This is a genomic window from Burkholderia sp. KL41 (assembly GCF_057005415.2).
In genome coordinates this window covers 675,224-701,317 of record NZ_CM174446.1, presented here as the reverse complement: position 1 = coordinate 701,317, position 26,094 = coordinate 675,224, and the positions used below count along the sequence as shown (strand labels likewise).

23 protein-coding genes and 1 pseudogene are annotated in these 26,094 nt (G+C 63.5%); 4 read left to right on the top strand and 20 right to left on the bottom strand.

What is annotated here, in order from left to right; genetic code table 11:
* Positions 1–95: 95 nt before the first annotated feature.
* The 4 genes from PQB87_RS03385 to PQB87_RS03370 all read right to left on the bottom strand — a co-directional run bounded on the left by PQB87_RS03385 (position 96) and on the right by PQB87_RS03370 (position 4,567).
* On the bottom strand, positions 96–1,154 hold the full coding sequence (locus PQB87_RS03385; protein WP_059687164.1) for an L-idonate 5-dehydrogenase: 1,059 nt from the start codon (positions 1,152–1,154) through the stop codon (positions 96–98).
* 10 nt (positions 1,155–1,164) lie between these two features.
* A complete protein-coding gene (locus tag PQB87_RS03380; protein WP_489242559.1) occupies positions 1,165–2,121 on the bottom strand; it encodes a 2-hydroxyacid dehydrogenase in 957 nt (318 codons plus the stop codon).
* Positions 2,122–2,190: 69 nt separating this feature from the next.
* Entirely contained in the window at positions 2,191–3,639 is a 1,449-nt protein-coding gene (locus PQB87_RS03375; RefSeq protein WP_059484618.1) for an MFS transporter, read from the bottom strand.
* Positions 3,640–3,793: 154 nt separating this feature from the next.
* A complete protein-coding gene (locus PQB87_RS03370; protein ID WP_027788397.1) occupies positions 3,794–4,567 on the bottom strand; it encodes an SDR family NAD(P)-dependent oxidoreductase in 774 nt (257 codons plus the stop codon).
* Between the two features lie 151 nt (positions 4,568–4,718).
* Between PQB87_RS03370 and PQB87_RS03365 the strand changes: the two genes are divergently transcribed.
* Complete coding sequence (locus PQB87_RS03365; protein ID WP_021159274.1) at positions 4,719–5,609, top strand: LysR substrate-binding domain-containing protein; 891 nt, start codon at positions 4,719–4,721, stop codon at positions 5,607–5,609.
* Positions 5,610–5,684: 75 nt separating this feature from the next.
* On the opposite strand, the gene gap is transcribed toward PQB87_RS03365, so the two are convergent.
* Positions 5,685–6,695 (bottom strand): type I glyceraldehyde-3-phosphate dehydrogenase, encoded by a 1,011-nt coding sequence (gene gap / locus PQB87_RS03360; protein WP_006485712.1) that lies wholly within the window; start codon positions 6,693–6,695, stop codon positions 5,685–5,687.
* A gap of 86 nt (positions 6,696–6,781) precedes the next feature.
* Complete coding sequence (tkt, locus tag PQB87_RS03355) at positions 6,782–8,809, bottom strand: transketolase (protein WP_111941399.1); 2,028 nt, start codon at positions 8,807–8,809, stop codon at positions 6,782–6,784.
* Positions 8,810–9,068: 259 nt separating this feature from the next.
* Here tkt and speE point away from each other — a divergent pair, with 259 nt between their 5' ends.
* From speE to PQB87_RS03340, 3 genes are all read left to right on the top strand, one after another.
* Positions 9,069–9,926 (top strand): polyamine aminopropyltransferase, encoded by an 858-nt coding sequence (speE, locus tag PQB87_RS03350; RefSeq protein ID WP_027788400.1) that lies wholly within the window; start codon positions 9,069–9,071, stop codon positions 9,924–9,926.
* A 161-nt stretch (positions 9,927–10,087) separates the two neighbouring features.
* Positions 10,088–10,504, top strand: a complete 417-nt coding sequence (locus PQB87_RS03345; protein WP_021159271.1) for a VOC family protein — start codon at positions 10,088–10,090, stop codon at positions 10,502–10,504.
* 17 nt (positions 10,505–10,521) lie between these two features.
* Entirely contained in the window at positions 10,522–11,289 is a 768-nt protein-coding gene (locus tag PQB87_RS03340; RefSeq protein ID WP_059484620.1) for a 16S rRNA (uracil(1498)-N(3))-methyltransferase, read from the top strand.
* 75 nt (positions 11,290–11,364) lie between these two features.
* Here the strand turns inward: PQB87_RS03340 and PQB87_RS03335 are convergent, their stop codons facing one another.
* The 14 genes and pseudogenes from PQB87_RS03335 to PQB87_RS03270 all read right to left on the bottom strand — a co-directional run bounded on the left by PQB87_RS03335 (position 11,365) and on the right by PQB87_RS03270 (position 25,878).
* A complete protein-coding gene (locus tag PQB87_RS03335) occupies positions 11,365–12,198 on the bottom strand; it encodes a hypothetical protein (RefSeq protein WP_059687168.1) in 834 nt (277 codons plus the stop codon).
* 286 nt (positions 12,199–12,484) lie between these two features.
* Complete coding sequence (locus PQB87_RS03330; RefSeq protein ID WP_146756345.1) at positions 12,485–12,901, bottom strand: hypothetical protein; 417 nt, start codon at positions 12,899–12,901, stop codon at positions 12,485–12,487.
* A gap of 87 nt (positions 12,902–12,988) precedes the next feature.
* Positions 12,989–16,264 carry a hypothetical protein gene (locus PQB87_RS03325; protein ID WP_153487830.1) on the bottom strand — a complete coding sequence of 1,092 codons (3,276 nt, stop codon included), beginning with the start codon at positions 16,262–16,264 and terminating at the stop codon, positions 12,989–12,991.
* A 163-nt stretch (positions 16,265–16,427) separates the two neighbouring features.
* Positions 16,428–16,718: a hypothetical protein gene (locus tag PQB87_RS03320; protein ID WP_146756347.1), complete on the bottom strand. Its 291-nt coding sequence runs from the start codon at positions 16,716–16,718 to the stop codon at positions 16,428–16,430.
* 385 nt (positions 16,719–17,103) lie between these two features.
* Positions 17,104–17,625: a hypothetical protein gene (locus tag PQB87_RS03315; RefSeq protein WP_146756348.1), complete on the bottom strand. Its 522-nt coding sequence runs from the start codon at positions 17,623–17,625 to the stop codon at positions 17,104–17,106.
* Positions 17,588–18,103 (bottom strand): hypothetical protein, encoded by a 516-nt coding sequence (locus tag PQB87_RS03310; RefSeq protein WP_146756349.1) that lies wholly within the window; start codon positions 18,101–18,103, stop codon positions 17,588–17,590. The genes PQB87_RS03315 and PQB87_RS03310 overlap by 38 nt, the downstream gene beginning before the upstream one ends.
* Positions 18,090–18,593: a hypothetical protein gene (locus PQB87_RS03305; RefSeq protein WP_146756350.1), complete on the bottom strand. Its 504-nt coding sequence runs from the start codon at positions 18,591–18,593 to the stop codon at positions 18,090–18,092. The genes PQB87_RS03310 and PQB87_RS03305 overlap by 14 nt, the downstream gene beginning before the upstream one ends.
* 282 nt (positions 18,594–18,875) lie before the next feature.
* A complete protein-coding gene (locus PQB87_RS03300; protein WP_489242557.1) occupies positions 18,876–20,114 on the bottom strand; it encodes an HlyD family type I secretion periplasmic adaptor subunit in 1,239 nt (412 codons plus the stop codon).
* 140 nt (positions 20,115–20,254) lie between these two features.
* On the bottom strand, positions 20,255–22,030 hold the full coding sequence (locus tag PQB87_RS03295; protein ID WP_489242556.1) for a type I secretion system permease/ATPase: 1,776 nt from the start codon (positions 22,028–22,030) through the stop codon (positions 20,255–20,257).
* Position 22,031: 1 nt separating this feature from the next.
* Entirely contained in the window at positions 22,032–23,372 is a 1,341-nt protein-coding gene (locus PQB87_RS03290) for a TolC family protein (RefSeq protein ID WP_111941405.1), read from the bottom strand.
* A gap of 260 nt (positions 23,373–23,632) precedes the next feature.
* Positions 23,633–23,743: pseudogene (locus tag PQB87_RS03285) on the bottom strand (barstar family protein); the annotation flags it as partial.
* Positions 23,744–23,912: 169 nt separating this feature from the next.
* Positions 23,913–24,650, bottom strand: a complete 738-nt coding sequence (locus PQB87_RS03280) for a hypothetical protein (RefSeq protein ID WP_111941407.1) — start codon at positions 24,648–24,650, stop codon at positions 23,913–23,915.
* Positions 24,651–24,866: 216 nt separating this feature from the next.
* Complete coding sequence (locus tag PQB87_RS03275) at positions 24,867–25,430, bottom strand: barstar family protein (RefSeq protein ID WP_021159266.1); 564 nt, start codon at positions 25,428–25,430, stop codon at positions 24,867–24,869.
* Between the two features lie 16 nt (positions 25,431–25,446).
* Positions 25,447–25,878: a guanyl-specific ribonuclease gene (locus PQB87_RS03270; protein WP_006476946.1), complete on the bottom strand. Its 432-nt coding sequence runs from the start codon at positions 25,876–25,878 to the stop codon at positions 25,447–25,449.
* Between the last annotated feature and the right edge of the window lie 216 nt (positions 25,879–26,094).

Genomic DNA, 26,094 nt, shown 5'->3' with positions numbered 1-26,094 from the left:
CATGAAAAAGGGCACGCCCCGCGAAGCGCGGGCGTGCCCTTTTCACGATCGCGTCGAGACAGTCGCGCGCTAGTACGCGACCGTCTCGCAGACCGTCACGCAGCCTCGTCGGCGAAATCGATCAGCACCTTCATCGCACGCTGCCGGTCGCCGGCCAGTTCGAACGCGAGGTTCGCGTCGCGCATCGGGAACACGCGCGTGACGGCCGGCCGCAGGTCGACGCGCCCCGCATTGATGAGCTGCACCGCGAGCGCGAATTCCGCGTGAAAGCGGAACGAACCGCAGATCGACAGCTCCTTCGCGACCACGACGTTCTGCGGCAGGCTGACGTCGCCGCCGAGCCCGAGCTGCACGACGACCCCGCGCGGACGCATCACGTCCAGCCCGTCGCGCAGCGCGCGCGCATTGCCCGAACACTCGATCATCACGTCGAACGTGCCCTTGTCGGCGCTGTAACGCTCGACCCATCCGGCGTCGGCCGCCGCGTTGATCGTGCGGTCGGCGCCGAGCGCGCTCGCCACTTCCAGCGGCGCCTCGACGACGTCGGTCGCGACGATCTCCGCCGCGCCGTGCACGCGCGCCGCCGCGACCGCGAGCACGCCGATCGGCCCGCAGCCCGACACGAGCACGCGCTTGCCGATCAGCGGGCCCGCGCGCGACACCGCATGCAGCCCGACCGCGAACGGTTCGGCGAGCGCCGCGAGCGACATCGGCACGTGATCGGCAACCTTCACGCACTGCACCGCGTCGCACACGAGCGCGTTGCGGAATGCGCCCTGCACGTGCGGCATCCGCATCGCGCTGCCGTAGAAGCGCATGTCGAGGCACTGGTTCGGCAGCCCTTCGAGGCAGTAGCGGCACGCACCGCACGGCCGGCTCGGATTGACCGCGACGCGATCGCCGACCTTCACCGACGTCACGTCCGGCGCGACTTCCGCGACCGTGCCGGCGACCTCGTGGCCGAGCACCATCGGCTGCTGCAGCCGGATCGCACCGAAGCCGCCGTGCCGGAAGTAATGGAGATCGGAGCCGCAGATGCCGCCCATCGCGACCTCGACGCGCACCTGACCCGGGCCGATCTCGCCCGCGTCCTGCTCTTCCACCCGCAGGTCGTTCGGCCCGTGGATCACGACACACATGCAACGCATACGCATGACAGCCTCCTCAGACGACCGGCGTGACCAGCGGCGCGCCGGCGAAGTGCGCGGCAAGGATGTCGCGCACCAGCCAGCCCATCGCCTGGCGCGTCTCGATCGTGCCGCTCGCATGGTGCGGCTGCAGCAGCACGTTCGGCAACGCGAGGAAACGCGGGTCGATGCGCGGCTCGTTCCAGAACACGTCGAGCGCCGCACCGGCGATCGCACCGCGCTCGAGCGCGTCGAGCAGCGCGGGTTCGTCGACGGTCGTGCCGCGCGACACGTTCACCAGATAACCTTGCGGCCCGAGCGCGTCGAGCACGGCGGCGCCGACGAGGTGACGCGTCGCCGGCCCGCCCGCGAGCGTGACGATCAGCAGGTCGCACCAGCCGGCCAGCTCGGCGAGGTCGCCGAAAAAGCGGTGCGGGCTGTCCGCGCGCGGCGAGACGTCGAAGTAGCCGAGCTCGACGTCGAAGCCCGACAGCCGGCGCGCAACCGTCGAGCCGATCCGGCCGAAGCCGACCACGCCGACGCGCTTGCCATACAGCCGCGTGACGAGCGGCATGTCGCCGTCGCGCCAGGCACCGGAACGCACGTACGCGTCGCCGGCGCCGATGCGGCGCATCATCGCGAGCGCGAGCCCGACACCGAGGTCGGCCACGTCGCCGGTCAGCACGTCGGGCGTGTTCGTCACGCGGATGCCGCGCTCGCGCGCGGCGGCCAGGTCGATCGCATCGGTGCCGACGCCGTAGCACGCGATGATCTCGAGCTTCGGCAGCGCGGCGATCAGCGCGGCATTCGCGCCGAGATCGCCGCGTGTCGCGATCGCGCGCACGCCGGCGCCGTGTTCGGCGAGGAACGCCGCGCGGTCGGCGGCTTCCCACAGCCGGTGGACGTCATAGCCTGCCGACAGCCATGCGTCGTCCCACGGCTGGTAAGGGCCCGTCATCAGCAGTTCGGGCCGCTGGGTCGATTCGTGCGCCATCTGCGCTTGCTCCTGTCGAGGTAAGTTGAATGCGAAGGCAGGCCGGGCCGCGTCAGCCGCCCGGCCCGTTCATGCGTGACGCGCGAGCGCATCGGCGCCCGGGGCCTGCGCCACCTGTGCCGCGTCGAGCGGATCGTCGAGATCGCGGTTCAGCGTTTCGGGCATCCGCGACGTCGTGAACAGCGTGATCAGCGTCAGCAGCACCAGGTACGCGGCGATCGGCACCCAGGCGCGCACGCCGGCCGCGTGATCGCCGCCGTGCAGCGCGATCACGGTCGCGATGATCGTCGCGCCGACGAGCGGCGCAATCCCGCCCGCGAGCACGGCCGACACTTCGCGCGAGAACGACACACCCATGTAGCGATGGCGCGCGCCGAACAGTTCGGGCAGCAGCGCGGCCTGCGCGCCGAGCATCCCCCAGTTCGCGAAGCCCTGCGCGACCGAGATCGCGATCACGCTCGCGACCACGTTCCCCTGGCTGAAGATCCACCACACCGGGAACGCGAGCGCGAGCTGCAGCCACGCGAACGTGCGATACACGCGCACGCGGCCGAAGCGGTCGCTGAGCCGGCCCGCCAGCGGCACCGTACACGCGCCGACGGTCGCCGCGCACACCAGCGCGAGCGCGCCGATCGGCCCCTTCATGCCGATCACGCCCGCGAGATAGCTGACGGCGAGCGCCTGGTAGATCGACGAGCCGCCGTTCTCGGCCATCCGCAGGCCGATGCCGATCAGCAGCGAGCGCTTCGAATGCTGCACGGCGCTTTTCAGCGGATTCGCCGATACCTGCGCGCGCTTCTCGAGCCGCACGAAGGTCGGCGACTCGTGCAGCCGCACGCGCATGTAGATCCCGACCGCGACGATCACCGCGCTGAACAGGAACGGCACGCGCCAGCCCCAGCCGTCGGTGACGCGATCGAGGTTGGCGAGCAGCAGGAAATAGACCGCGGCCGCCAGCACCGTGCCGAGCTGGATGCCCAGGAACGGCAGCGACGCATAGAAGCCGCGCTTGCCGGGCGGCGCGTATTCGGTCATCAGCACCGCGGCGCCGGCCTGCTCGGCACCGGCACCGAGGCCCTGCAGGATGCGCAGCAGGACGAGCAGCCCGGGGGCCCAGTAGCCCGCCGTTTCGAAGGTCGGCAGTACGCCGATCAGCGTGCTCGCGACGCCCATCAGCAGCACCGTCGCCGTCAGCACGAACTTGCGGCCGATCCGGTCGCCGAGCACGCCGAACACGACCCCGCCGAGCGGGCGCACCGCAAAGCCGACGAAGTAGGTGCCGAAGCTCGCGATCAGCCGCATCTCGGCGGTCTGCGCGGGAAAGAACAGCGGCCCGAAAACCAGCGCCGATGCGAGCGTGTACAACGCGAAATCGTAGTATTCGAGCGCGCTGCCGAGCGAGCAGGTCCATGCCGCGCGGTTGAGCTGCTTCGTGTCGACGCCGCGGCGCTCGACGGTTTCGCCCGGCGCACCGGACCCTGCATCGTGCCGCGCGGGCGGCGGGGAAATGCGATCCATCGTTGTCTCCTGTCTCCTGCCTTCCGTTCCGGAACCCGGCCGCGTACCGCGACCGGGACATCGGCCCGCTCGTGCGGCGGGCTCTTCTGGGAATTCGGATGCCGGCCGCAGCCGGCGCAACGGCGCTGCGCGCATGGCGCGCTCGCGCCGCCGCTCAGACGGCGCTGGTCAGGCCGCCGTCGACGAACAGCGTCTGGCCGTTCACGAAATCGGACGCGGCCGATGCGAGGAAGATCGCCGCCCCGCACAGCTCGTCGACGCGCCCCCAGCGGCCGGCCGGCGTGCGCTTGCACAGCCAGTCGGAGAACGCGGCGTCGTCGACCAGCGCGCGGTTGAGTTCGGTTTCGAAATAGCCGGGCGCGAGGCCGTTCGCCTGGATGCCGTGGCGCGCCCAGTCGGCGCACATCCCTTTGGTCAGCATCCGCACCGCGCCCTTGGTCGCGGCATACGGCGCGATCGTCGGCCGCGCGAGCTCGCTCTGCACCGAGCAGATGTTGATGATCTTCCCGCGGCCGCGCGCGATCATGTGCCGCGCCACCGCCTGCGCGACGTTGAACACGCCGTCGAGGTTCACGCGCATCAGTGCCTGCCAGTCGTCGGGTTCGAATGCGTCGAGCGGCGCGCGGCGCTGGATGCCCGCGTTGTTCACGAGGATGTCGATCGCGCCGACGCGCGCCTCGAAATCGTCGATCGCCGCACGCACCTGCGCGTGCTCGGCGACGTCGAATACCGCGTAGTCGGCCGTGAAGCCTTCCTCGCGCAGATGCCGCACGAGCGTCGCGGCCTTCTCCTCATTGCGATCGTTGATGACGATCGCCGCGCCGGCTTCGGCCAGCCCGCGGGCGAGCGTCAGCCCGATCCCGCGTCCGGAACCGGTAATCAGTGCGCGGCGGCCGTCGAGGCGGAACCGTTCGAGCGCGTGGGTCATGCGTGTCTCCTCATGCCAGTCGAGCCGGCGGCCCATCGCGGCCGGTCTCGCGTTGACGGTATCTTCGGCCGCCGGCCGGGCACTGCGCCAATGGTCTTTTTTGATCCGGTTATCATGAAATCTGATTACCGCCCACGCCTGCCCGCCGCCCATGGAACTCAAGCAATTGCGCGCCTTCGTCACGCTCGCGGAAGAACTGCATTTCGGGCGCGCCGCGCAGCGCCTCTTCATCGTGCAACCCGCGCTGAGCATGCAGATCAAGGCGCTCGAGGAGGAACTCGGCGCGCGCCTGTTCGAGCGCGACCGGCACAAGGTCGAACTGAGCGAGACGGGGCGCGTGTTCCTGCCCGAGGCACGCGCCACGCTGCAGCAGGCCGCGCGCGCGGAACAGATGGCGCGGCTGTCGAGCCGCGGCGAGATCGGCACGCTGCGGATCGCGTTCGTGTCGTCGGTGCTGCCCGCGCTGCTGCCGGCCGTGCTGCGCACGATGCGCGAGCGCTATCCGCTGATCACGCTCGAACTGAAGGACATGCCGACGCCCGACCAGGTCGCCGCGCTGCGCGACCGGCGGATCGATTTCGGGATGATCCGGCTGCCGGCCGCGTATGCGGGCATCGACACGCGCGTGGTGCTCGAGGAAGGCTTCGTCGTCGCGCTGCCGCTCGACCATCCGCTCGCCGCGCACGACGCCATCCCGCCGGCCGCGCTGCGCGGCCAGCCCGCGTTCGTGCTCGCGCGCCGCTACGCGCCGGGCTTTCACGACGACATGCTGCTCGCGCTGAGCCGCGCGGGCACGACGCTCGAGATCGCGCAGGAGTTCGGGGAGTTCACGACGATGCTCGCGCTCGTCGCGGCGGGGATGGGAATCGGGCTGATGCCGGCGGAGGCTGCCAGCGCGCTGCCGCCGAACGTGCTCGCGCGGCCGCTCGACCTGGCCGGGCACCGCACCGGTATCGGCCTCGCGTGGACCGATCTCGACAGCCCGCTGAAGCGCGCGTTCGTCGACGCGCTCGAACACGTGACGGCGAACGCCGGGCAATAAAAAACCCGGCCGGAAAACCGGGCCGGGCTCGTTCGCCACGCCGGCCGCCTTGCGGCGGCCGCGCAACGTGCGGGATTACTTCGCGTTCGCGAATGCGACAGCCGTATCCAGCATGCGGTTCGAGAAACCCCACTCGTTGTCGTACCAGCTCGACACCTTCACGAGGCGGCCCGACACCTTGGTCAGCGTTGCGTCGAACGTCGACGAAGCCGGGTTGTGGTTGAAGTCGATCGACACCAGCGGTGCGTCGTTGTAGCCGAGGATGCCCTTCAGCGCGCCTTCCGATGCTTCCTTCATGATCGCGTTGACTTCCTCGACCGTCGTGTCGCGCTTCGCGATGAACGACAGGTCGACGATCGACACGTTGATCGTCGGGACGCGGATCGCGTAACCGTCGAGCTTGCCGTTCAGTTCCGGCAGCACGAGGCCGACGGCCGAAGCCGCGCCCGTCTTCGTCGGGATCTGGCTGTGGGTAGCCGAACGCGCGCGGCGCAGGTCTTCGTGATAGACGTCCGTCAGCACCTGGTCGTTGGTGTAAGCGTGGATCGTCGTCATCAGGCCGGTTTCGAGGCCGATCTTGTCGTTCAGCGGCTTGACGAGCGGCGCGAGGCAGTTCGTCGTGCACGATGCGTTCGAGATGACGGTGTGCTCGGCCTTCAGCACGTCGTGGTTCACGCCGTAGACGATCGTCGCGTCGACGTCCTTGCCGCCCGGTGCCGAAATGATGACCTTCTTCGCGCCGCCCTTCAGGTGCGCGCTCGCCTTTTCCTTCGTCGTGAAGAAGCCCGTGCATTCCATCACGACGTCGACGCCCAGCTCGCCCCACGGCAGTTCTGCCGGGTTGCGGTTCGCCAGCACGCGGATCTTGTCGCCGTTCACGACGAGGTAATCGCCGTCGACCGACACTTCGCCCGGGAACTTGCCGTGTGCGGTGTCGTACTGGGTCAGGTGCGCGTTGGTCTTCGCATCGCCCAGGTCGTTGATCGCGACGATCTCGAGATCGTGCTTCTTGCCGTTTTCATAAAACGCGCGCAGCGTGTTGCGGCCGATACGGCCGTAGCCGTTGATTGCGACGCGAATCGTCATGGTCTATCTCCTGATGGCTGAAAAAATTCGTTTCGTGCAGCTTCACGTGCGACGCGCGCGAGGGGTGGCGCGCGTCGCGTATGTCTTTAGGCCAGCACGGCCTTGGCGGTTTCGACGACGTGCTCGACGGTGAAGCCGAAGTACTTGAACAGTACGCCGGCCGGTGCCGATTCGCCGAACGTGTCGATCCCGACGACGCCGCCTTCGAGGCCGACGTACTTGTGCCAGAACGCGGTCACGCCCGCTTCGATCGCGACACGGCGCACGCCGTGCGGCAGCACGCGTTCACGGTATTCGGCGTCCTGGCGGTCGAACACGTTGGTCGACGGCATCGACACGACGCGTGCCGCGATGCCTTGCTGCGCGAGCGGCTCGACGGCCTTCATCGCGAGTTCGACTTCCGAGCCCGTCGCGATCAGGATGATCTTGCGCGCGACGATCTCTTCGTCCCAGTCCTTCAGCACGTAGCCGCCCTTGTCGATGTTCGCGATCTGCGCATCGGTACGCGGGTTGAATGCCAGGTTCTGGCGGCTGAAGATCAGGCTCGACGGACGGTCGGCGGCGACCGCGTGGGTCCACGCGACGGCCGTCTCGACCGTGTCGGCCGGACGCCACACGTCGTGGTTCGGGATCAGGCGCAGGCTCGACACGTGCTCGATCGACTGGTGGGTCGGGCCGTCTTCGCCGAGGCCGATCGAATCGTGCGTGAACACGAAGATCGACGGCACCTTCATCAGCGCGGCCACGCGCAGCGCGTTGCGGCTGTAGTCGGAGAACGTCAGGAACGTGCCGCCGAACGGCTTGTGGCCGCCATGCAGCGCGAGGCCGTTGATCGCGGCGCTCATGCCGAATTCGCGCACGCCGTAGTTGATGTGGTTGCCCAGCACGACGCCCGGGCCTTCCGGATTCGCGCGGACGGCCTTCGACGCCTTCCAGTTGGTCAGGTTCGAGCCGGTCAGGTCGGCCGAGCCGCCGAGCAGCTCCGGCAGCGCGGCAGCCAGCCCTTCGATCGCCTGCTGCGACGCCTTGCGGGTCGCGACCGTCTCGGCGCGCTCGTTCGCGCCGGCGATGATCGCCGCGGCCTTTTCAGCCCAGTCGGCCGGCAGCTTGTTGGCCATCCGGCGCTCGAATTCGGCGGCTTCTGCCGGGAACTTCGCGCGATAGGCGGCGAACGTCGCGTCCCATTCGGTTTCGGCGCGCTTGCCGGCTTCCTTCGCATCCCATGCCGCGTAGACTTCCTGCGGGATCACGAACGGCCCCCACTTCCAGCCGAGCGCTTCGCGCGTCTTCGCGATTTCTTCCGCGCCGAGCGCCGCGCCGTGCACGTCGTGGCCGCCGGCCTTGGTCGCCGCGCCCTGGCCGATCACCGTCTTGCAGCAGATCAGCGTCGGCTTGTCCGACAGCTTCGCCTTCGCGATGGCCGCGTCGACCGCGTCGACGTCATGGCCGTTCACGTTCGGGATCACGTTCCAGCCGTAGGCTTCGAAGCGCTTCGGGGTGTCGTCGTGGAACCAGTTCACGACGTCGCCGTCGATCGAGATGCCGTTGTCGTCGTACAGCGCGATCAGCTTGTTCAGCTTCAGCGTGCCGGCGAGCGAGCAGGCTTCGTGCGAGATGCCTTCCATCAGGCAGCCGTCGCCGAGGAACACGTACGTGTGGTGATCGACGATCTTCGCGCCGTCACGGTTGAACTCGTCGGCCATCAGCGCTTCGCCGAGCGCCATGCCGACCGCGTTCGCGAGACCCTGGCCGAGCGGGCCGGTGGTCGTCTCGACGCCCGGCGTGATGCCGTATTCCGGGTGGCCCGGCGTCTTCGAGTGCAGCTGCCGGAAGTTCTTCAGCTCTTCCATCGGCAGGTCGTAGCCGGTCAGGTGCAGCAGCGAGTACAGCAGCATCGAGCCATGGCCGTTCGACAGCACGAAGCGGTCGCGGTCCGCCCAGTGCGGGTTCGTCGGGTTGTGCTTCAGGTGGCGCGACCAGAGCGCGACGCCGATTTCGGCCATGCCCATCGGCATGCCGGGGTGGCCGGAGTTCGCTTGCTGGACGGCGTCCATCGCGAGCGCGCGGATCGCGTTGGCCATCAGGGTGGTAGAGGCGGGAGACGAAGTCGTCATGTCGAGTCCGGAGAACGAGTCGAGGAAACGGGGCACGGCGGCATCCGGAAGCTCGGGCGTCGATCGTTCCCGGCGCGCGGTGCGGCGCCTGACGGACGCGAAGCGGACGGAGCCTACGGACGAGGCTGCAAAGCTCGTCATTTTAACAGATGGCCTGACATTTCCCTTGTCGGCGCGTAGTGTTCAGGCACGGTTTTCCGTCAAACCGCCCGCCTCCTATAATTCAGACGTCGGAACTCCCTGCCCTGGCGGCCCGCCCGTGAGCACGACCCTTCTCTTTCATCCCACGCCCGACGCCGCGTACGGCTTCCCGAACGCCCGTCGGCTCGCGCACGTCGCGTCGCCGCACCAGCAGATCGAAGTCTGGGAAACGCCGCAGCTCGGCCGCCTGTTTACGCTCGACGGTCGGCCGATGACGTCGGTCGGCGACGAATACGTGTACCACGAGTGCATGACGCACCCGGCCGCGCTCGCGCATCCGTGCCCGAGGAAGGCGCTCGTGCTCGGCGGCGGCGACGGCGGCGCCGCGCGCCAGTTGCTCAAGCACGCATGCATCGAGCGGATCGTCGTCGCGGAGCTCGACGACGAAGTGGTCGGCATGGCGCGCCGTTATCTCGACGACGTGCACCAGGGCGCGCTCGACGACCCGCGCGTCGAGGTCGTGATCGGCGACGCCGCGCATTTCGTCACGTCGACCGTCGAGCACTTCGATCTCGTCGTGTTCGACCTCACGCCGCCCGATTCGCCGGCAGCCGGCCTCTATACGCGCGAGTTCTATGCGCGACTCAAGCGGATCCTCACGCCGTGCGGCGCGATCTCGATGCACCTCGGCTCGCCGCTGTTCCACACGGCGCGCATCGCCGCGCTGCTCGACGACCTGCGCGCGAGCTTCTCGGTCGTCGATCCCTTGTCCGCGCACGTGCCGCTGTACGGCTCGCAGTGGCTGATGGCGATCGCGAGCGACACGCTCGACGCGGCCGCGCTGTTCGCACACGACGTCGACGAACGGCTCGCCGCCCGCCGCGTCCAGGGTTTGCGCTACTACGACGCCCGGCTGCATGCGTCCCTCTTTGCCCTGCCGCGCGCGCTGCGCGATACACTGGGCGTTCGCCGCTGAGCGTCGGCGCGGCCGCCTCGCTTCGCTTTCCCGTCGTGTCTTCGCAAAATGCGTGACGTGCAGCACCGGGGCGAGTCGCCCCGGACGCCGCGCCGCCCCCTGAACGAACGCCGAAGCATGGAATCAGCGCAAGCGCCGAAGCGCCCACACAGGAGATTTTCATGACCGATCCACGTCCGGCCAACGTGCCTTGGTTGACACCCTACCTGGCCGTACGCAACGCGCGCGCGGCCATCGATTTCTTCAAGGCCGCATTCGGCTTCGAGCTGCGCGACGTGCACGACGAGGACGGCGCGATCATGCACGTCGAGATGGCCTACCGCGGCCAGCTGATCGTGATGTTCGCGCCCGAGGGTGCGTTCGGCTCGACCGCGCTCACGCCGAAGAGCGCGAACGCCACCGCGCCGCAGTCGTTCTACCTGTATGTCGACGACGTCGACGCCACCTGGCAGCGCGCGCTCGACGCGGGCGCGAAATCGCTGAGCCCGCCGCAGGATCAGTTCTGGGGCGACCGGTTCGCGCAGATCGAGGATCTCGACGGCTACCGATGGGCGCTCGGGCGCCGTCTCGACGCATGACCCCAACCGCTACACGCATGAACGAAGCCACCACCACCGCGGCCGTGCCGCGCTTTTTCGTCGACGCGGCACTGCGCGCCGACGCCACGCTCGCGTTGCCGGCCGATGTCGCGCGCCACGCGCAGGTGCTGCGCCTGCAGCCCGGCGACGTGCTCGCGCTGTTCGACGGCACGGGCGGCCAGTACCGCGCGCGGCTCGTCGAGATCGACAAGCGCAGCGCGCTCGCGCAGATCGACACGTTCGAGCCGGCCGAAGCCGAGCCGCCTTATCGCGTGACACTCGCGCAGGGCATCGCCGGCGGCGACAAGATGGACTGGGTGATCGAGAAAGCCGTCGAGCTCGGCGTTGCGGCGGTCGTGCCGCTGTCGACCGCGCGCGGCGTCGTGAAGCTCGCGGGCGAGCGCGCGGACAAGCGTGTCGCGCACTGGCGCGGCGTCGTGCGCGCGTCGTGCGAACAATGCGGGCGCAACCGCGTGCCCGACGTCGCGCAGGTCACCGGCTTCAACGCGTGGCTCGATACGCTGCCGGCCGCACCGGCCGACGGCGAGCTGCGGCTGCTGCTGTCGCCGCGCGCGAGCATCCCGTTCGCGTCGCTGCCCGACGCGCCGCCTGCGGCAACCGTCACGCTGCTGATCGGGCCGGAAGGCGGGCTGTCGCCGGACGAGGAAAACGCGGCCCGCGCACGCGGGTTCACCGCGCTGTCGCTCGGGCCCCGCGTGCTGCGCACCGAGACGGCCGGCGCGGCGGTGCTCGCGGCGCTCGCGGCGCGGTGGGGCGGGTGGTGATACGTGGCGACGAGGCAATACGGGCCTGCCCTGCCCCAGCCAGCGCGGGCCGATTCCCCCGTCGAATGACACCGGTCACGGTTTCAAATTCATCGGTTGAATATCGATCAGTTGGCTCTCCTGTAGCGCCGATGCCATCGCGTCGACGTTTTTCGCATCGTAAGGAATAGACGCGGATTCCATTCGTAATTTGCGATCGGGAGAAGCCGCCGTGACCGCTTTGAGCAACGGGCTTCGGTATCGCAAGTTCATCATCAGCGCGTTGCCCTGCGCGGCCGTGAGCGGGACACCGCGATTCCGGTGAACGGCGGCGTCCACGACGTCATTCCAGCCCTGAATGAATGCGCCGGCGTCGATCCGGATATTCACCGCAACAAACTGCTGCATCGCTGCCGCGGGAGTGCTGGCCGACTCACGCATTGCACTGATCGCCTTCCTCACGCCGTCGTCGTGTTTTGTCCGCCAAGCCATGAATCCGAGAGCGAATACCATGTTGTCCGGCAATACGTCGTCGTCGGACACGACATCATAAATACGACGAGGAACCTGACCCTCGACGAACGACGGCGTAAACATCCATGAGCTGCCCACTCGCGTGGCGCCAAAGGATCGCCCCTGGCTTGCTTCGCTCGAGTCGATCGAAATCCGCGTCAGCAAGCCAGAACGAACAAGTTCATTCAGTTGTTCGGTCAAGGCAGGCGAATCCTGTACCGCGTTGGCAAATACTTTGTACTGCTGCTCTGTCGATCGACGACGCAGATCGCTCAGAATGGTTTCGATCGAAATACTCGAGGATTCGACACTCGGCACACGATGCAGCGAATCTGCGGCCGTGGCCGCCAGAGGCGAGGTGAAAAACAAAAAAAGCGCCAACCACATGCCTACACCGAATCGATTAAAATTTTCCATTCGTTACTCCGCTATGCCATTTCAAAGAAATGGCCAACCAATCAAAATAATTCAACACCCTCACTTGAAAATCTCGTGTCACCCCGAGACTTTTTGGCGCATGATGTTGTCGAACCCAAAAAAGCAAGGATCGTCACTGCGTCATGGCCGGCCAAGACGCCTCACTCATCGAATCGACATAAATAATTCCGGCCCCTTCCAAATCGATGAAGGTCGCGCGCGCATTGCTCGTGCTTGTTGACCACCGGATTTAGCGCGCATGAAGGAACTCGCGGGTAACTTGAATTCACTCCGCGGCGATAAATTGTATTGTTGTGTTTGGAGGCAGTCCGTGCAGGCGCATGATCGCGCGTACCGTGACGCCGATCTGTCCGTCATGCATATCGGCCTTGTACTCGCAGTAATCTTCCGGGATATTCATGACGGCCGCCGTATCGCCCATTGCCATCACGAGAGAGCGCTTTCGCTGGGGACCGACTGACGAGTTCTCTTGTCGCGATGTCCCGGGCACCACGGTTCGGGGCTCGGATGCGTCGGCTCGACTAGTGGATATGACAAGAACGCCTTGCTTCGATCGAAAATCGATTTTCACACCACCGTCAACACGACTTACTTGATCGATCCAGCAAATGTGCGCAGCCTCTGCGCGACCGACATGCAAGCACATTGCGAAGACTAACGTCATCAGAAAGGAAATTTTCATATCGTTGAAACTCCATCAGGCAAAACTGATATCGACCTGCTAGCAGGAATCATCCAGCCGGCCTTACGGCGGCACGTGATCAATCCCTCAGAATGACATGGCCCACCCGACGGAACCCCACGGCGAGGTAATCGGCCCTTTGTAGCCCCAACTGCTGCCGCCGCTGACATAGATCGAGGCATTCGAGATCCATTGCCCGTCACCGCTAAATTGCGATTTCGCAGTCATGTAGCCGGACGCGTTGTAATCGCTCGCCCAGTATGTGCCGTCATTGTTGTAGGCGTACTTCGTGAATCCGGTCACCGCTCCCGTCGTTGTGTTGAAGCGATCCATTTCGACCTGGCGTCCGGCTTTGTCGAAGAAACCGCGCTCGTACAGTTTCCCACCCGAAAGCTTGTAATAGTCGTAGATGATGTTGTTCACGCCGAACAGCGCCGCCGTTTCATAGTAACCGTCGAAAGTTCGAGCGACATAGCTCTTGTCGACCGAAAAATCGTATTGCTTCGCTCTGGCGCCGTTGTTATAGAACACGTATTTCGTATTGAATCCGCTTGCGTCGAATGCCGCGTACTCGATCATCTTGCCGTTACTGCCGAACAGCGCGCCCGCCTGTGTGCCGTCATGATTGAACACGTGTGACATGTACGTGCCGTCCGGATTGAATTCGAATTTCTTCTCGACCTTGCCATTCGCGCCGTAGAAAAGATCGAGCGTCTTCTTGCCGGCGGCGTTGAATGTCGCGTGTTCGGTCATCTGGCCGTTTGCGCCGAACAGCGCCGCCGTCTGGGATCCGTCGGAGTTGAACGTGTACGCGGTGAAACTGCCATCGAGCTTGAAATCGAACTGCTTGGCCTTGCTGCCATCGGCGCCGTAGTAAATACCTTGCGTCTTGAAACCATTCGCATTGAACGCCGCGTACTCCGTGATCTGGCCGTTCGCACCGAACAGCGCGACCGTCTGCGAGCCGTCCGTACCGAACACATACTTCGTCAGGCTCTTGTCGGCGTGGAAATCGTATTGCTGCGTCTTGGCGCCATTCACCGCGAAGTAAATCGCCTGGGTCTTGGTGCCTGCCGCATCGAACGATGCGTATTCCTTCATCTGGCCGTTCGCGCCAAACAACGCCACCACCTGCGAACCGTCGTCGTTGAACAAGTACTTCGTGAAACTCTTGTCGGTACGGTAGTCGTATTGCTCCGTCTTCTTGCCGTTCGATGCGTAGAAGATATCGTGTGTCTTGAAACCGTTCACGTCGAACAGCACGTATTCGGCCATCTTGCCGTTCTTGTCGAACACGGCAACCGTCTGTGAGCCGTCGATGTTGAACACGTATTTCTTCGTGGTTCCGTCGAGACTGAATTCATATTGCTGCGTCTTCTTGCCGTTCGACGCGTAGAAGATGTCATGCGTCTTGAAGCCATTCACGTCGAACAGCACGTATTCGGCCATCTTGCCGTTCTTGTCGAACACGGCAGCCGTCTGCGAGCCGTCGATGTTGAACACGTATTTCTTCGTGGTTCCGTCGAGACTGAATTCATATTGCTGCGTCTTCTTGCCGTTCGACGCGTAGAAGATATCGTGTGTCTTGAAGCCGTTCACGTCGAACAGCACGTATTCGACCATCTTGCCGTTCTTGTCGAACACGGCGGCCGTTTGCGAACCGTCAATGTTGAATACGTATTTCTTCGTGGTTCCGTCGAGACTGAATTCATATTGCTGCGTCTTCTTGCCGTTCGACGCGTAGAAGATGTCATGCGTCTTGAAGCCGTTCACGTCGAACAGCACGTATTCGACCATCTTGCCGTTCTTGTCGAACACGGCAGCCGTCTGCGAGCCGTCGATGTTGAACACGTATTTCTTCGTGGTTCCGTCGAGACTGAATTCATATTGCTGAGTCTTCTTGCCGTTCGACGCGTAGAAGATATCGTGCGTCTTGAAGCCGTTCACGTCGAACAGCACGTATTCGACCATCTTGCCGTTCTTGTCGAACACGGCGGCCGTTTGCGAACCGTCGATGTTGAACACATACTTCCTGAAGGTTCCGTCGACGCTGAACTCGTACTGCTGCGTCTTCTTGCCGTTCGACGCGTAGAAGATATTGTGCGTCTTGAAACCGTTCACGTCGAACAATGCGTACTCGACCATCTTGCCGTTCTTGTCGAACGCGGCGGCCGTTTGCGAACCGTCGATGTTGAACACGTACTTCTTGAAGGTTCCGTCGACGCTGAACTCGTACTGCTGAGTCTTCTTGCCGTTCGACGCGTAGAAGATATCGTGTGTCTTGAAGCCGTTCACGTCGAACAATGCGTACTCGACCATCTTGCCGTTCTTGTCGAACGCGGCGGCCGTTTGCGAACCATCGATGTTGAACACGTACTTCTTGAAGGTTCCGTCGACGCTGAACTCGTACTGCTGAGTCTTCTTGCCGTTCGACGCGTAGAAGATATTGTGCGTATTAAAACCGTTCACGTCGAACAATGCGTACTCGACCATCTTGCCGTTCTTGTCGAACGCGGCGGCCGTTTGCGAGCCGTCGATGTTGAACACGTATTTCTTCGAGGTCCCGTCGACGCTGAACTCGTACTGCTGCGTCTTCTTGCCGTTCGACGCGTAGAAGATATCGTGCGTCTTGAAGCCGCTTGCGTCAAACAACGCGTGCTCGACGAGCTTGCCGTTCGCACCAAACAGCGTCGCAGTATTCAGACCATCGCCGTCGTACTTGTTCGTTTGGCTCTCGCCGTTCGAAAAGGTCAATGTTGCGAACTCTATGAGTCCGGTGACAGGATTCAGCGCATACTTGACGTCGACGACAGGTGCTTTAGACAAGCGCTTTGGCTCCGCGCCATAGAGCGGCATGCAATACTCGTAGTAGGTCTGACCAGGCGTTCCCCCGGGGTTCGTTTGTGCAATGAAGCTTCCCGCTGCTGCGACCATCGACTGCTCCAGCGCTTCTGCCGGCATCTTTCCGACGTTCGCGTCGTACATCTTGCTGAGCATGTTGTAGATGTCGTAACCAGGTGCGGTGGGATAGTCCGGACGGTCTCCCAGCATGGCGATCGGTGCACCACCATTTTTGACTATTTCGCGGGCAACTCTCCAGTTGTTATAGGCTGCGTCTCCCTCCCTCGCGATACAAACCATTGCGGCAATGTCAGGATCAGTTTTGATGAGCGATGCGTACTGTTTTTCTCTAGCCTCGTTGCGTGCATCGTAGACATAGTGCCCAATTTCATGGCTCAAAATACCCACAAAAAGCCACGGTTCAAGCTGGTCGTAGGTTCTGCCATCATAGATGCCAAACGTTATCACCCGTGCGCTAGAATTCCATGTCATTCCAGATGGTTCATTTTCTACGGCAATCATCTTGGCCCTTCCATCCAGCACCTCTTGACTATAATTCAACAGTTGCCGCACGAGAATAGGGCTCTTATTGATCAAGTCCATCACCTCTTGCGTCAACTTGACATTCCCGAAAATCAATTCTTGGCCGGTAATGAACGACATAGTTTCCACCTCTCAGATTATTTCAACGATTATCAACATTGTGAAGACTGCACACATAAAATCCACCACCGCTCAACGTCAGCGCTCTCAACCACAAATCAATCACAGCATTTTTCGCCCCCTTGATGCATGAAAATATTAGAAAGGCAACATTCAACTGATCTTTTTCATTATCGGCGCCCCCAGCTATACCCGACCATCTCATCGCCACCCAGAATTTGCCCCAGCGCAGCTTACAGAACTGCCGCCCAATTGACTCGAGCTGCGCATTAACAGGAATTGCGTTTATAAATCTCTCACCTTGATTCACCATCGCCAACTTTGCTAGCCGCGACTGGATCGCACCAGTACATTAACCGGCGCGCATCCATTTCCGATCACGAAATAGCCTCACGCGCCGTGGTCAATGCTCGATCAAACAAACGACAACAACTCGGCATACCGATCCACGCCCCCGGATCACCGTTTCGTTGAGACGAACGATCGATAACACTTATCAAATTCCTGGCAAGGCCAAATGCAACTTCATTGCTCTTCCTGTTTCTCCAGATACCTCGTCACGCCGAATTTTCGCTTCCATCGGGCTCCACTGCCCTTGAGGGAAGTCACTTGTGACCAGTCGACATGACGCACCGGCGAAAGCCCCACCTAACAATGAAACCAGATTATCGAATTCGATTACCTCAACCTACTCATCACTAAAAATCCCCCTGACGCAGTCCAAATTTATAGAGACACCCATCATTAAAAAATTGGAAATACAACAAGACAGCCTTCTCTCCGCACCCTTGATACGAATACTCCCACCCAGATCCATGACCGTAAGGACGACGACGTGCCCCCTTAAATATCCCGCTTACATCAGATGATGAAACACAGATCATCTTCCGGTTGACTCGCGCCGACACGAAAATCCTCCTAATTTCACCACCTCGCAAAAAGAACATCGAATACGAAAAATTCTCACTCCCGTCATACTCCTTTGCGACTGCAACAGCCCTCAAACTCACCTTATACCCCAACACCTCCCTCTGATTCTCGGAATAAATATTTCGCTCATCCTCCACATCGAAATCAACCCTCAGCCATTTCGAAGTAGTCGCAACATCAGCCAGATCACCCGCATCCACAACTTTTTTGATGTTGCGCAAAAAATCCCTCTGTTCTCGAACCGGTATTTGGTCAACAGATAATGGCGAGCACGCGGAAAGCAGCGCCAACGTCATCACCTCCACCCCGATCCGTCTTTTTGACTTTGATCTTCTTTCCATAACGACTTTTCTCCCTGTTCCAATCACCGAAACCGATCTGGATGGCCACGATGTATTCCGAAATCACCGCGACTGCTTCGGACGTTAACCCGTTGTCAATGGCCTGCTGCACATTTAGTTCGATCGCTCCGCCCAGTCCGCCCTTCAGCAAAACATGCCCTAGTTCATGCGCCAAGCCGGACGCGAAAACTTTGGAAGTTGACGACCACTCCGATGCCACCTCAATAAATTTTCCAGACGAATTAACAAATGTTCCGGAATCTTTATCTGCAAGCCTAAATCTCCAATCTTCGAGCGCGCCAAACCCATTTATCAATTCAGAAAGAAATTTCGAATTTTCAGCAAAAGTCAGAATTTCCCCATAGGCATCTGAAGCCCCACCAAATCCATCCATCAACTTCGATTTTGCATCCTCACTCAGCAACATATCCGCCTCCACTATCAACCTCGACAATGATCGAACTCAAATACCCCGCAGGATTAAAACTCAGCCTCACGAATCTCTTCACTCCCTCAACTTCCTCCCTGTATATCCAGCTCTCGTTACCATGAACAGCCGTCGGTTTAGGAACCCTCTCCGGATGCGAATACCTCCCTCTTTCGTCTTCACGCAAAAAATTCAGACCAAATATCGATATCGACGCATCAAAATCCACATCACTGCGCCTCACGCCGAAATTTACCGAAGCCTTTATCGATCCATTTCCGAAAACACTTACCCCACCCACAATGGAAGCCCCCGGGACAACAGAATTAGTCCCCGCAATTTCCACAAATGGAAATATTTTTCGAGATAGAGGCCCGATAATTGACACCCCGCTCTTTACGCCGCCCCGCTCCCTTTTATTAAAAATATCAAGCCGCTCAAAATTGAACGTTTCCGCGAGCCCGTTCCTCGAATAGAACCCCTCGTCCAAGAGAAGGTTTCGGCGAAAAATAAATTCCAGATTTTCAATAATCTCGATGGCCGTACGCGGCCTCAATATCAAGGCATCGATACGGCCACTCGACGACACATGATTTCGCTCCACTGCCGGTGGCCGCGCCACCGAGACTTGTCCATTGCCGTCTACCTGCCCGCGAGCCGGTACGTGACCACCGGTCAATGGCGCGCAAGCCGAGAGTGAAATGGCCATCACCATCGCGGCACCGCAGCTCCTTCTCATCAACGTCGCCCCTCCTTCCCCATATCCCTCCCCTCAGTCCCGCATCGACCGCCGCATCCCGTCCACAATCGGCTCCAACAAATAATCCAGCGCAGACCGCGCCTGCTTGCGGATATAAACCTCCGCACGCAACCCAGGCCCCAGCGACACCGGCTGTGCAGCCAGCCGGTTCGCTCTCGCCACCGCATCCGCCGGCACCTCGACCCGCACCACATAGAAATGACTGCGCGCCTCCTTGTCGGTCAGCGCATCGGCGGACACATACGCCACCCGGCCCTCGAGCATCGGCGTCGTGCGCGAGCTGTACGCGGTCAGTCTCACGTCCGCCTGACCGCCTGGAACGATTGCCCGCACGTCGTCAGGACGCACGTTCGCCTCGACGATCAGCGGCGCGCCTGCGGGCACCACGTCCACGATCGGCTCTCGCGGCCCGACGACCGCGCCGATCGTATGAACCCGCAATCCGACGACGGTCCCGTCGACGGGAGCCGTCACGCGCGCTCGGATCGACGCGTCCTGCGCGGGGCGCAGGCGCTCGCCGAGCTGGAACGCGCGACTCGTCGCCTCCTTCAGTTCGTCGTCCGCCATCCGCACGTATTCATTGCGCAGGCCCGCGATCTTCATTTCGAGATCGACCTGCCGCTGCTTCGCCCGACTCAGCTCAGCCTTCGCGGACTGCATGCGCGACAGCGCATCGGCCTCGACCCGCCGCGTATCGAGCACCTTCATGTCCGCGACGAAACCTTCGCGGTTCAACGTTTCGTTCGTTTCGCGCTGGCGAACGGCCATCGCATGACTGCCGCCCATCGTCTGCACCAGCTGCGCGCTGACCGCGATTTCCTGCCGCGCATGTGCAAGCTCCGCCCGCAGCATCGACATCTGGTCCTGGAAGGTGCGACGCCGCGTCGCGAACAGCGTGGATTCCCGCTGCAACAGCTCGGCGACGTGCGGGTCGTGCTGCCTGCCGGTCAAGTCGGCGGGGAACGCCAGCCGATCCTTGAGATCGCGCTCCGCAGACAGGCGGGAGATCCGCGCATGTTCCGCGTCGCGCTGCGCGCGCAACGCAGCGAGTTCCGCCGCCGGGCTCACGTTGTCGAGCACGACCAGCACCTGTCCGGCCTTCACGCGATCGCCGTCCTTCACCCGGATCGCCTTCACGATCCCGCCTTCCTGGTGCTGCACCGTCTTGCGCTCGCCTTCCGTCCGCACCACGCCTTCCGCGACGACCGCGCCGGACAATGGCGCAAGCGACGCCCAGAGTGCGAGCAGCACAAGTCCAACCGCGCCACCGACGCAACTCCACGCGATCAGCCGACGCGGCAGCGGTAGCGCATCGCCCGCAGACGCACGCGGGCGTGTAGACAATCTGTTCCGAATGACCGTACCGGCGCACCGAATCCAGTTCCCCGCTTTCATCGCGCCACCCATTTCGGTTCGTCGTCCAGATGCTGCCGCGCCGGCGCGAGCGACGACGGTGGCACCGCCCTGAGCAGCCCTTCGTCCGGCATCGTCGATTCGTCCGACACGCCGCCAGTGCCTCCGCCTTCCTCGACGCGCACCGGCGGCCCGAAACGTTCGACCGCGCCGTCATGCAGATGCAGCACCCGATCGGCCAGCGCGAGCATCGCCGGGCGGTGCGTGACCGCGATCACCGTCACGCCGTCGTCCTTCAGTCCGCGCAGCGCCGTTTCGAGCACCGCCTCGCCGGACACGTCGAGGCTGGCGTTCGGCTCGTCGAGCAACACGACGGACGGTTCGCCATACAGCGCCCGCGCCAGCGCGATACGTTGCCGTTGACCGCCCGACAGCGTTTCGCCGCCGTCGCCGATCTGCGTTTCATACCCTTCGGGGAGCGCGAGGATCATGTCGTGTACCCCGGCGCGCTGCGCGGCCCGAACGATCGCCTGCGAGTCGAGCGGCAGCGGCTTCGCGGTGCGGCCGATGTTCTCCGCGACCGTGCCGGCGAACAATTCGACGTCCTGCGGCAAATAGCCGAGATGAGGGCCGAGTGACGCGCGCGGCCACTGCGCCGTGTCCGCACCGTCGAGCCGCACGACGCCGGCCTGCGGCCGCCACAAACCGGCAATCAGGCGCAGCAGCGTGGATTTGCCGGACGCGCTCGGTCCGGTAACGACCAGCGTCTGCCCGGCGGCCAGCTCGAAACTCACGCCGCGCAACAACAGGCGTCCCGATCCCGGGACACGCGCGGGTACGCTGAACGTCGCGTGCTCGACGCAGAGGTGGCCTTTGGGCGGCGGCAATTCGAGGAGCGGCACGTCCGGTGCCTCGGCCAGCAATGCGTTCAGCCGCGGCCACGCTTCGCGCAGTTCTCCCGCCAGCTTCCAGCTGCCGATGAGCTGCTCGATTGGTGCGAGCGCTTTCCCGAGCAGAATCGTGGTTGCGAGCATCACACCCGGCGTCGCATGTGCGTCGATCACGAGCCACGCGCCCGCAGCCATCATCACCACCTGGATCGTCTGGCGCAGCATCTTCGTCACGTCGCGATAGAGCGCATTGGTATCGGCCAGCTCGCGTTGGGCATCGATATAGCCGCGCTTGCGCCGGTCCCACGCGTCGACGATGTCGTCAGTCATCCCGAGCACCGTCAGCACTTCGGCGTTGCGCATGATCTGCTGATGCGCCGCTTCGCCTTCGCGCTGGCGCGGCAGATACGCTTCGATCGCACGGCGGGCGTGCCGCTCGTTGATCAGGGCGATGCAGAACAGCACGACGGCGCTGGCAGCGGCGATCGCGCCCAGACTCCAGTGGAACAGGCCGATGACGACCAGGTAGAACGGCAGCCACGGCGCATCGAGAAACGCGATCACGCCGGGGCCCGCCATGAACGCGCGCAGCACGTTGACATCGCCCTGGGTCGCGATGAACGCACCCGGCAAGCGACGTGCGCGGGCCGACACATGCGCGGCCAGTGCGAGCCTGTCCAGCCGGTCGCCGATCCTGAGGCCGAGATCGGACAGGATTCGACTGCGCGCGATATCGGTGACGAGCATCGTGGCGAGCGCGATCGCCATCATGATCGTCAGCATCGCCAGGGTTTCGAGGCTGCGGCTCGGCAGCACCCGGTCGTAGACTTGCAACAGGTAGATGGTCGGCGCGAGCAGCAGCAGATTCGAGCCGATACCGAACGCGGTCGCGGCGAGCAGATGGGATCGGACGAGCCGGAACATGCTATCGGCCTCCGTTTTGATCTACGGCCGCGCGTTGCAGAAGGCTGGCGTCGACGGCGGCCAGTTCGGCCGTGTCGAGCGCGCCGACGCTCGCCTTGAGCCGCAAGCCGTGCATCAGGGTTTCGTAGCGGGCGCGAGCAAGGTCGCGTTGTGCGCGATAGAGCTTGTCGCCGGCCTCGAGTACATCGGCATTGACGCGCACCCCGACGCGATAGCCGGTCTGGTTGGATTTCAGCGCGACGGCGGCAGACTTCACGGCCGTGCCGAGCGCATCGACGCGCGTTCGGCCGCTCGTCACCCCAAGGAACGCATCGCGCGCGACCAGCGCGGCGTTGTCTCGCGCGTCGGCGAGATCGTGCCCGGCCTTCTCTTCAAGCGCGAGCGCCTCGCGCGTCCGGCTGCGGGTCATCAGGCCGTCGGTCAGCGGCAACGCGATCTGGATGCCGATCGCGCCCGCAGTGCCGCGATTGCCGCCCGTGTAGAAGTTGGCCTGACCGTTGATAAATGCAGCGTTGCCGTTGTTCAGGTTGCCGACGAGGGACACCGTCGGAAAATGCCCCGCGCGCACCTTGGCCCGCTCGCGACGCGCGATCTGCACCGCGATCTCCTTTCTGCGCACGTCATGGCTCGACAGCCGAGCGGCCTCCAGCCACGGTGCCAATTGCGCCGGCTCGATCGGCGGCAGGCGCGCATCGTCGCGAAACGTGTCGATGCGCGCGACCGGATGACCGACCTTCTTCTCCAGCGCCGCGACCTTCACGTGCCGCTGGTTGTCGGCCGCGACCTGGTCGGCAACCGCGGCATCGACCGCTGCCTGCGCCTCGTTCACGTCGACGATTGTTGCGTCGCCGGTGGCGAAACGTCGTCGCGCCAGCACGAGTTGTGCCGCCACCGCGTCCTTGTGCCCGGCGGCAAGCGTCGCATCGTCGCCCGCTCCGAGCACGTCGACATAGGCCTGCGCAACCTGCAGCAGCAATTCCTGTCGTGCGGCGGCGAGTGCGAAATCGGCATCGGTCGCATACAGCCGGCCCTGCTGGTAGGCTTCCCATGCGTCGAGCTTGAAAATCGGCTGGTTCAGCGTGACCGTGAAGCCGACCGTCGAGTAGCCAGGCACCGACATCCCCGGAATACGCACGCCGTTGCGATAGACGGATTGCTGCACGCCCAGTTGGGGCAGCAGTCCCGCCCGCCCCTGCGGCATTTTCTCGATGCCGGCGCGCCATGCGGCCTCCGCGCTCCGATAGGCGGGATCGGCCGCAAGCGCATCGGCCGCCAGATCCGCCAGCCCCGCAGCCTGCGTGGTGCCTGCCGCAATCGTCAGAATTCCTGCGATTCGCTTCATGAATTTCGGTAGACAAATGAATTGGCGAAAATGGTATTTCGCCTACCGAAAGGAATTCGTCAGGTTGTCTCGTACGGACAACAGATCAGTAAAATCTACGTTGTCCGATTGCGCCGATGCACTGCTGCTGCCAGTCTCGCGACGATTTGACTTGCACCGGCAGACGCAAAAAAAACCCGCTCGATGGCGGGTTTCTTTGGTGTTACCAGTATGACGCCGGCAGGAAAACGTATCCGAGCCGGTAGCCTGCAGTCTCGCGCTTACGCGAACGAGTAGAACACGCGGAACGCGACCTTGCGCTCGACCCGGAATTCGGCCGCCTCGCAGAACACGTCGAGCGGCGTCTCGCGCCCTTCCTTGTCGAATTTCTCTTCGGGCGTCAGCACCGCCGCGTGCGCGGCACCGGCCACGGCGAGCGCAGACAGCACGGCCGCGCGCGTCGCGCGGAACAACGGACAACGCGCGCCGCGGCGCGCATGAAGGGAAACGTCCCTCGGTCGGGTCATGTCGGTATCGAATCGATCGGCCGGCGCGGCAGCGTCATTGCTGGCTGACGGCGACCGCCGCGACAACCGGGCCGGACAGCGCATCGACGACGGGCTTCAGCAGGCTTTCGGGGCTGTCGGTCGTCCAGCCCTTGCTGTCCGAACCGACCATCTCCACCTGCCCGTTGATGCGCCGGCTGACCGGAGCGTCGTTGAACGCGCGCGCCACGTCCGTGAACATCGTCCTGGCCGCCGCGAAGCGCTGCTGGTCGGTTTTCGCGTTCGCGCGCGCTTTCGTGGCCGCGTCGCCCGGTGGCGTGACGTCGGCCACCTTGCACTCGAAACCGACCGTGGCGCGTTCCTGCCCCTTCCCGCCTGCACCCGGCGTGCGCTTGACGCCGGTGACGTTGCATTGCGAGCGCCGCAACGCGCCCGTGTACGCGACCAGCATCGAGTCGAGCGACGGCGCCAGCGCCTCGCGCGCGGATTCCGACATCAATGCCAGCGTCTGCCCGAGCATCTGTTCGCGCATGTCGCCGTACATGTCGGCCGGCAGCAGCATGTTCCGGGCCTCCTTCGGATCGGCGGTCTCGCGCACCGTGTCGTTGAATTGCTCGACCTTGGCCGCGTCGTTGTTGACGATGGCGCCCAGATAAACGTCGACGGTCTGTTCGGGTGTGAGCGCCGCGGCCTGCGCGGCAAGCGGGATGCCGAGCGACAGCACGCACGCGGCCAGCGCGCGGACGAGCGGGCGGCGCGCACGGGCGCGCGCCGCAAATCGGGTAGCGGTCATGGGAAAACGGCCCTCTCTCGAATGATTGGTGTTGTGCGCCCGGCGCGGCGGCCGCGGCCGGGCTGACCGATTGTCGCGGAAAAAGGTGCGCGATGAAAGGCATTTGTCGGGCCGGGCGCGGCGCGTGCACGCGCATCGCGCGCGGACGCAAAAAAGCCCGCTCGAAGCGGGCTTTGGGCGAGTGTTTCGCCGGATCGGCCGTTGGCCGACCCGTGCTTACGCGAACGAGTAGAACACGCGGAACGCGACCTTGCGCTCGGCCCAGAACTCGGCCGCCTCGCGGAACACGTCGAGCAGCGTCTCACGCCCTTCCTTGTCGAACTTCTGCGCGATCGGCAGCCCTTCGAGGACGATCACGAAACCGGGCTGTGCGCCGGCCTTCGCGACGAGGTCGGTCAGGCAGTCGTACAGCGCGTCGTAGTTCTTCCCGAAATGCTTCGGGAACAGGAACGACGTCGCGATCGTTTCCATCACTTCCTGCTTCGACTGCGCGGCGCCGCAATACGCATACAGGAAATGCTGGCCGAGCCGGCCGGCTTCGTCGGCAAGATCCTGCACGCGGAACGCGCGGATCGACTGCACGAGATTGGGTCGCACGGTCGTGAAAAGGCTCATAGGCTCCTCGTTCGATGAAAGCCCGGGCTCGGCTTCCTGTTGCTCCGGCGTGCCGCCGGCCTGCGCCGCCGCGTGCAGTTGAATCACGCGCTGAAACAGATTGCCGTCGCCGGCTGCGAACAGTTCCGCCGCCGCCGTTTCGTGCGCGTAGATGGAGTCGCTCATGCCATTCGTCCCGAAGTCATTCAACAATACGTTTAAAACTGTTGTAGTGGTCGCCCGTGTAATAACAGTTGTCGATCCGGCGCAACGGCCCGCCACAGACGATCCGGCGCGCGCCGCGATTGCGGGCACGCGGCGTCGGTACCGTGTACTCATGGTAGTAGCCGCGCTTCGCTTTTGGCAGGATCCGCTCGCGGTTGCCAAACACGACGCCGTCTTTCTCGTACGGATAGGGGCCGCCAGCGCCGATCAGGCCCAGCGTGGTCACGGCCTCGCGCGGAAGACTGGCGGTCGGAATCGTATCGAGCCCGCTCGCCGCGACGTCGGCCGGAACGGCCTCCCGTGCGTAAGCGGCGGAAACCAGACTGCCCGTCGGCGTACCGACGATACCCATCGCGAACATCGCGAAGACGGACGCGAGCGCGCCGTTGCGGAGCCACTTGCGTGCCATGAACCAGGGTTCCCGCTGTTAAATCAAGTAGTTGACGACCAACAAAGGCGTTAGCGTAGCGTTATTGGCCGCGCGAATCAATGTCCGTTTGGGAATCGAAAGCATCGCGATGCCCGGAATGGCGCATTTTTTACCGAAATTACACTACATTTATCTTATGCGAGATAGAATAAAGGCGGCATCTCTCGTATGGCAAGACCTGCCTCCTTGCCGCGC

Excerpts from the sequence above, each read along its gene's own strand:
- PQB87_RS03385 (WP_059687164.1), bottom strand. The coding sequence starts at position 1,154 with ATGCGTATGCGTTGCATGTGTGTCGTGATCCACGGGCCGAACGACCTG.
- PQB87_RS03380 (WP_489242559.1), bottom strand. The coding sequence starts at position 2,121 with ATGGCGCACGAATCGACCCAGCGGCCCGAACTGCTGATGACGGGCCCT.
- PQB87_RS03375 (WP_059484618.1), bottom strand. The coding sequence starts at position 3,639 with ATGGATCGCATTTCCCCGCCGCCCGCGCGGCACGATGCAGGGTCCGGT.
- PQB87_RS03370 (WP_027788397.1), bottom strand. The coding sequence starts at position 4,567 with ATGACCCACGCGCTCGAACGGTTCCGCCTCGACGGCCGCCGCGCACTG.
- PQB87_RS03365 (WP_021159274.1), top strand. The coding sequence starts at position 4,719 with ATGGAACTCAAGCAATTGCGCGCCTTCGTCACGCTCGCGGAAGAACTG.
- gap (WP_006485712.1), bottom strand. The coding sequence starts at position 6,695 with ATGACGATTCGCGTCGCAATCAACGGCTACGGCCGTATCGGCCGCAAC.
- tkt (WP_111941399.1), bottom strand. The coding sequence starts at position 8,809 with ATGACGACTTCGTCTCCCGCCTCTACCACCCTGATGGCCAACGCGATC.
- PQB87_RS03345 (WP_021159271.1), top strand. The coding sequence starts at position 10,088 with ATGACCGATCCACGTCCGGCCAACGTGCCTTGGTTGACACCCTACCTG.
- PQB87_RS03340 (WP_059484620.1), top strand. The coding sequence starts at position 10,522 with ATGAACGAAGCCACCACCACCGCGGCCGTGCCGCGCTTTTTCGTCGAC.
- PQB87_RS03335 (WP_059687168.1), bottom strand. The coding sequence starts at position 12,198 with ATGGAAAATTTTAATCGATTCGGTGTAGGCATGTGGTTGGCGCTTTTT.
- PQB87_RS03330 (WP_146756345.1), bottom strand. The coding sequence starts at position 12,901 with ATGAAAATTTCCTTTCTGATGACGTTAGTCTTCGCAATGTGCTTGCAT.
- PQB87_RS03325 (WP_153487830.1), bottom strand. The coding sequence starts at position 16,264 with ATGATTGCCGTAGAAAATGAACCATCTGGAATGACATGGAATTCTAGC.
- PQB87_RS03320 (WP_146756347.1), bottom strand. The coding sequence starts at position 16,718 with ATGGTGAATCAAGGTGAGAGATTTATAAACGCAATTCCTGTTAATGCG.
- PQB87_RS03310 (WP_146756349.1), bottom strand. The coding sequence starts at position 18,103 with ATGTTGCTGAGTGAGGATGCAAAATCGAAGTTGATGGATGGATTTGGT.
- PQB87_RS03295 (WP_489242556.1), bottom strand. The coding sequence starts at position 22,030 with ATGTTCCGGCTCGTCCGATCCCATCTGCTCGCCGCGACCGCGTTCGGT.
- PQB87_RS03290 (WP_111941405.1), bottom strand. The coding sequence starts at position 23,372 with ATGAAGCGAATCGCAGGAATTCTGACGATTGCGGCAGGCACCACGCAG.
- PQB87_RS03280 (WP_111941407.1), bottom strand. The coding sequence starts at position 24,650 with ATGACCGCTACCCGATTTGCGGCGCGCGCCCGTGCGCGCCGCCCGCTC.
- PQB87_RS03275 (WP_021159266.1), bottom strand. The coding sequence starts at position 25,430 with ATGAGCGACTCCATCTACGCGCACGAAACGGCGGCGGCGGAACTGTTC.
- PQB87_RS03270 (WP_006476946.1), bottom strand. The coding sequence starts at position 25,878 with ATGGCACGCAAGTGGCTCCGCAACGGCGCGCTCGCGTCCGTCTTCGCG.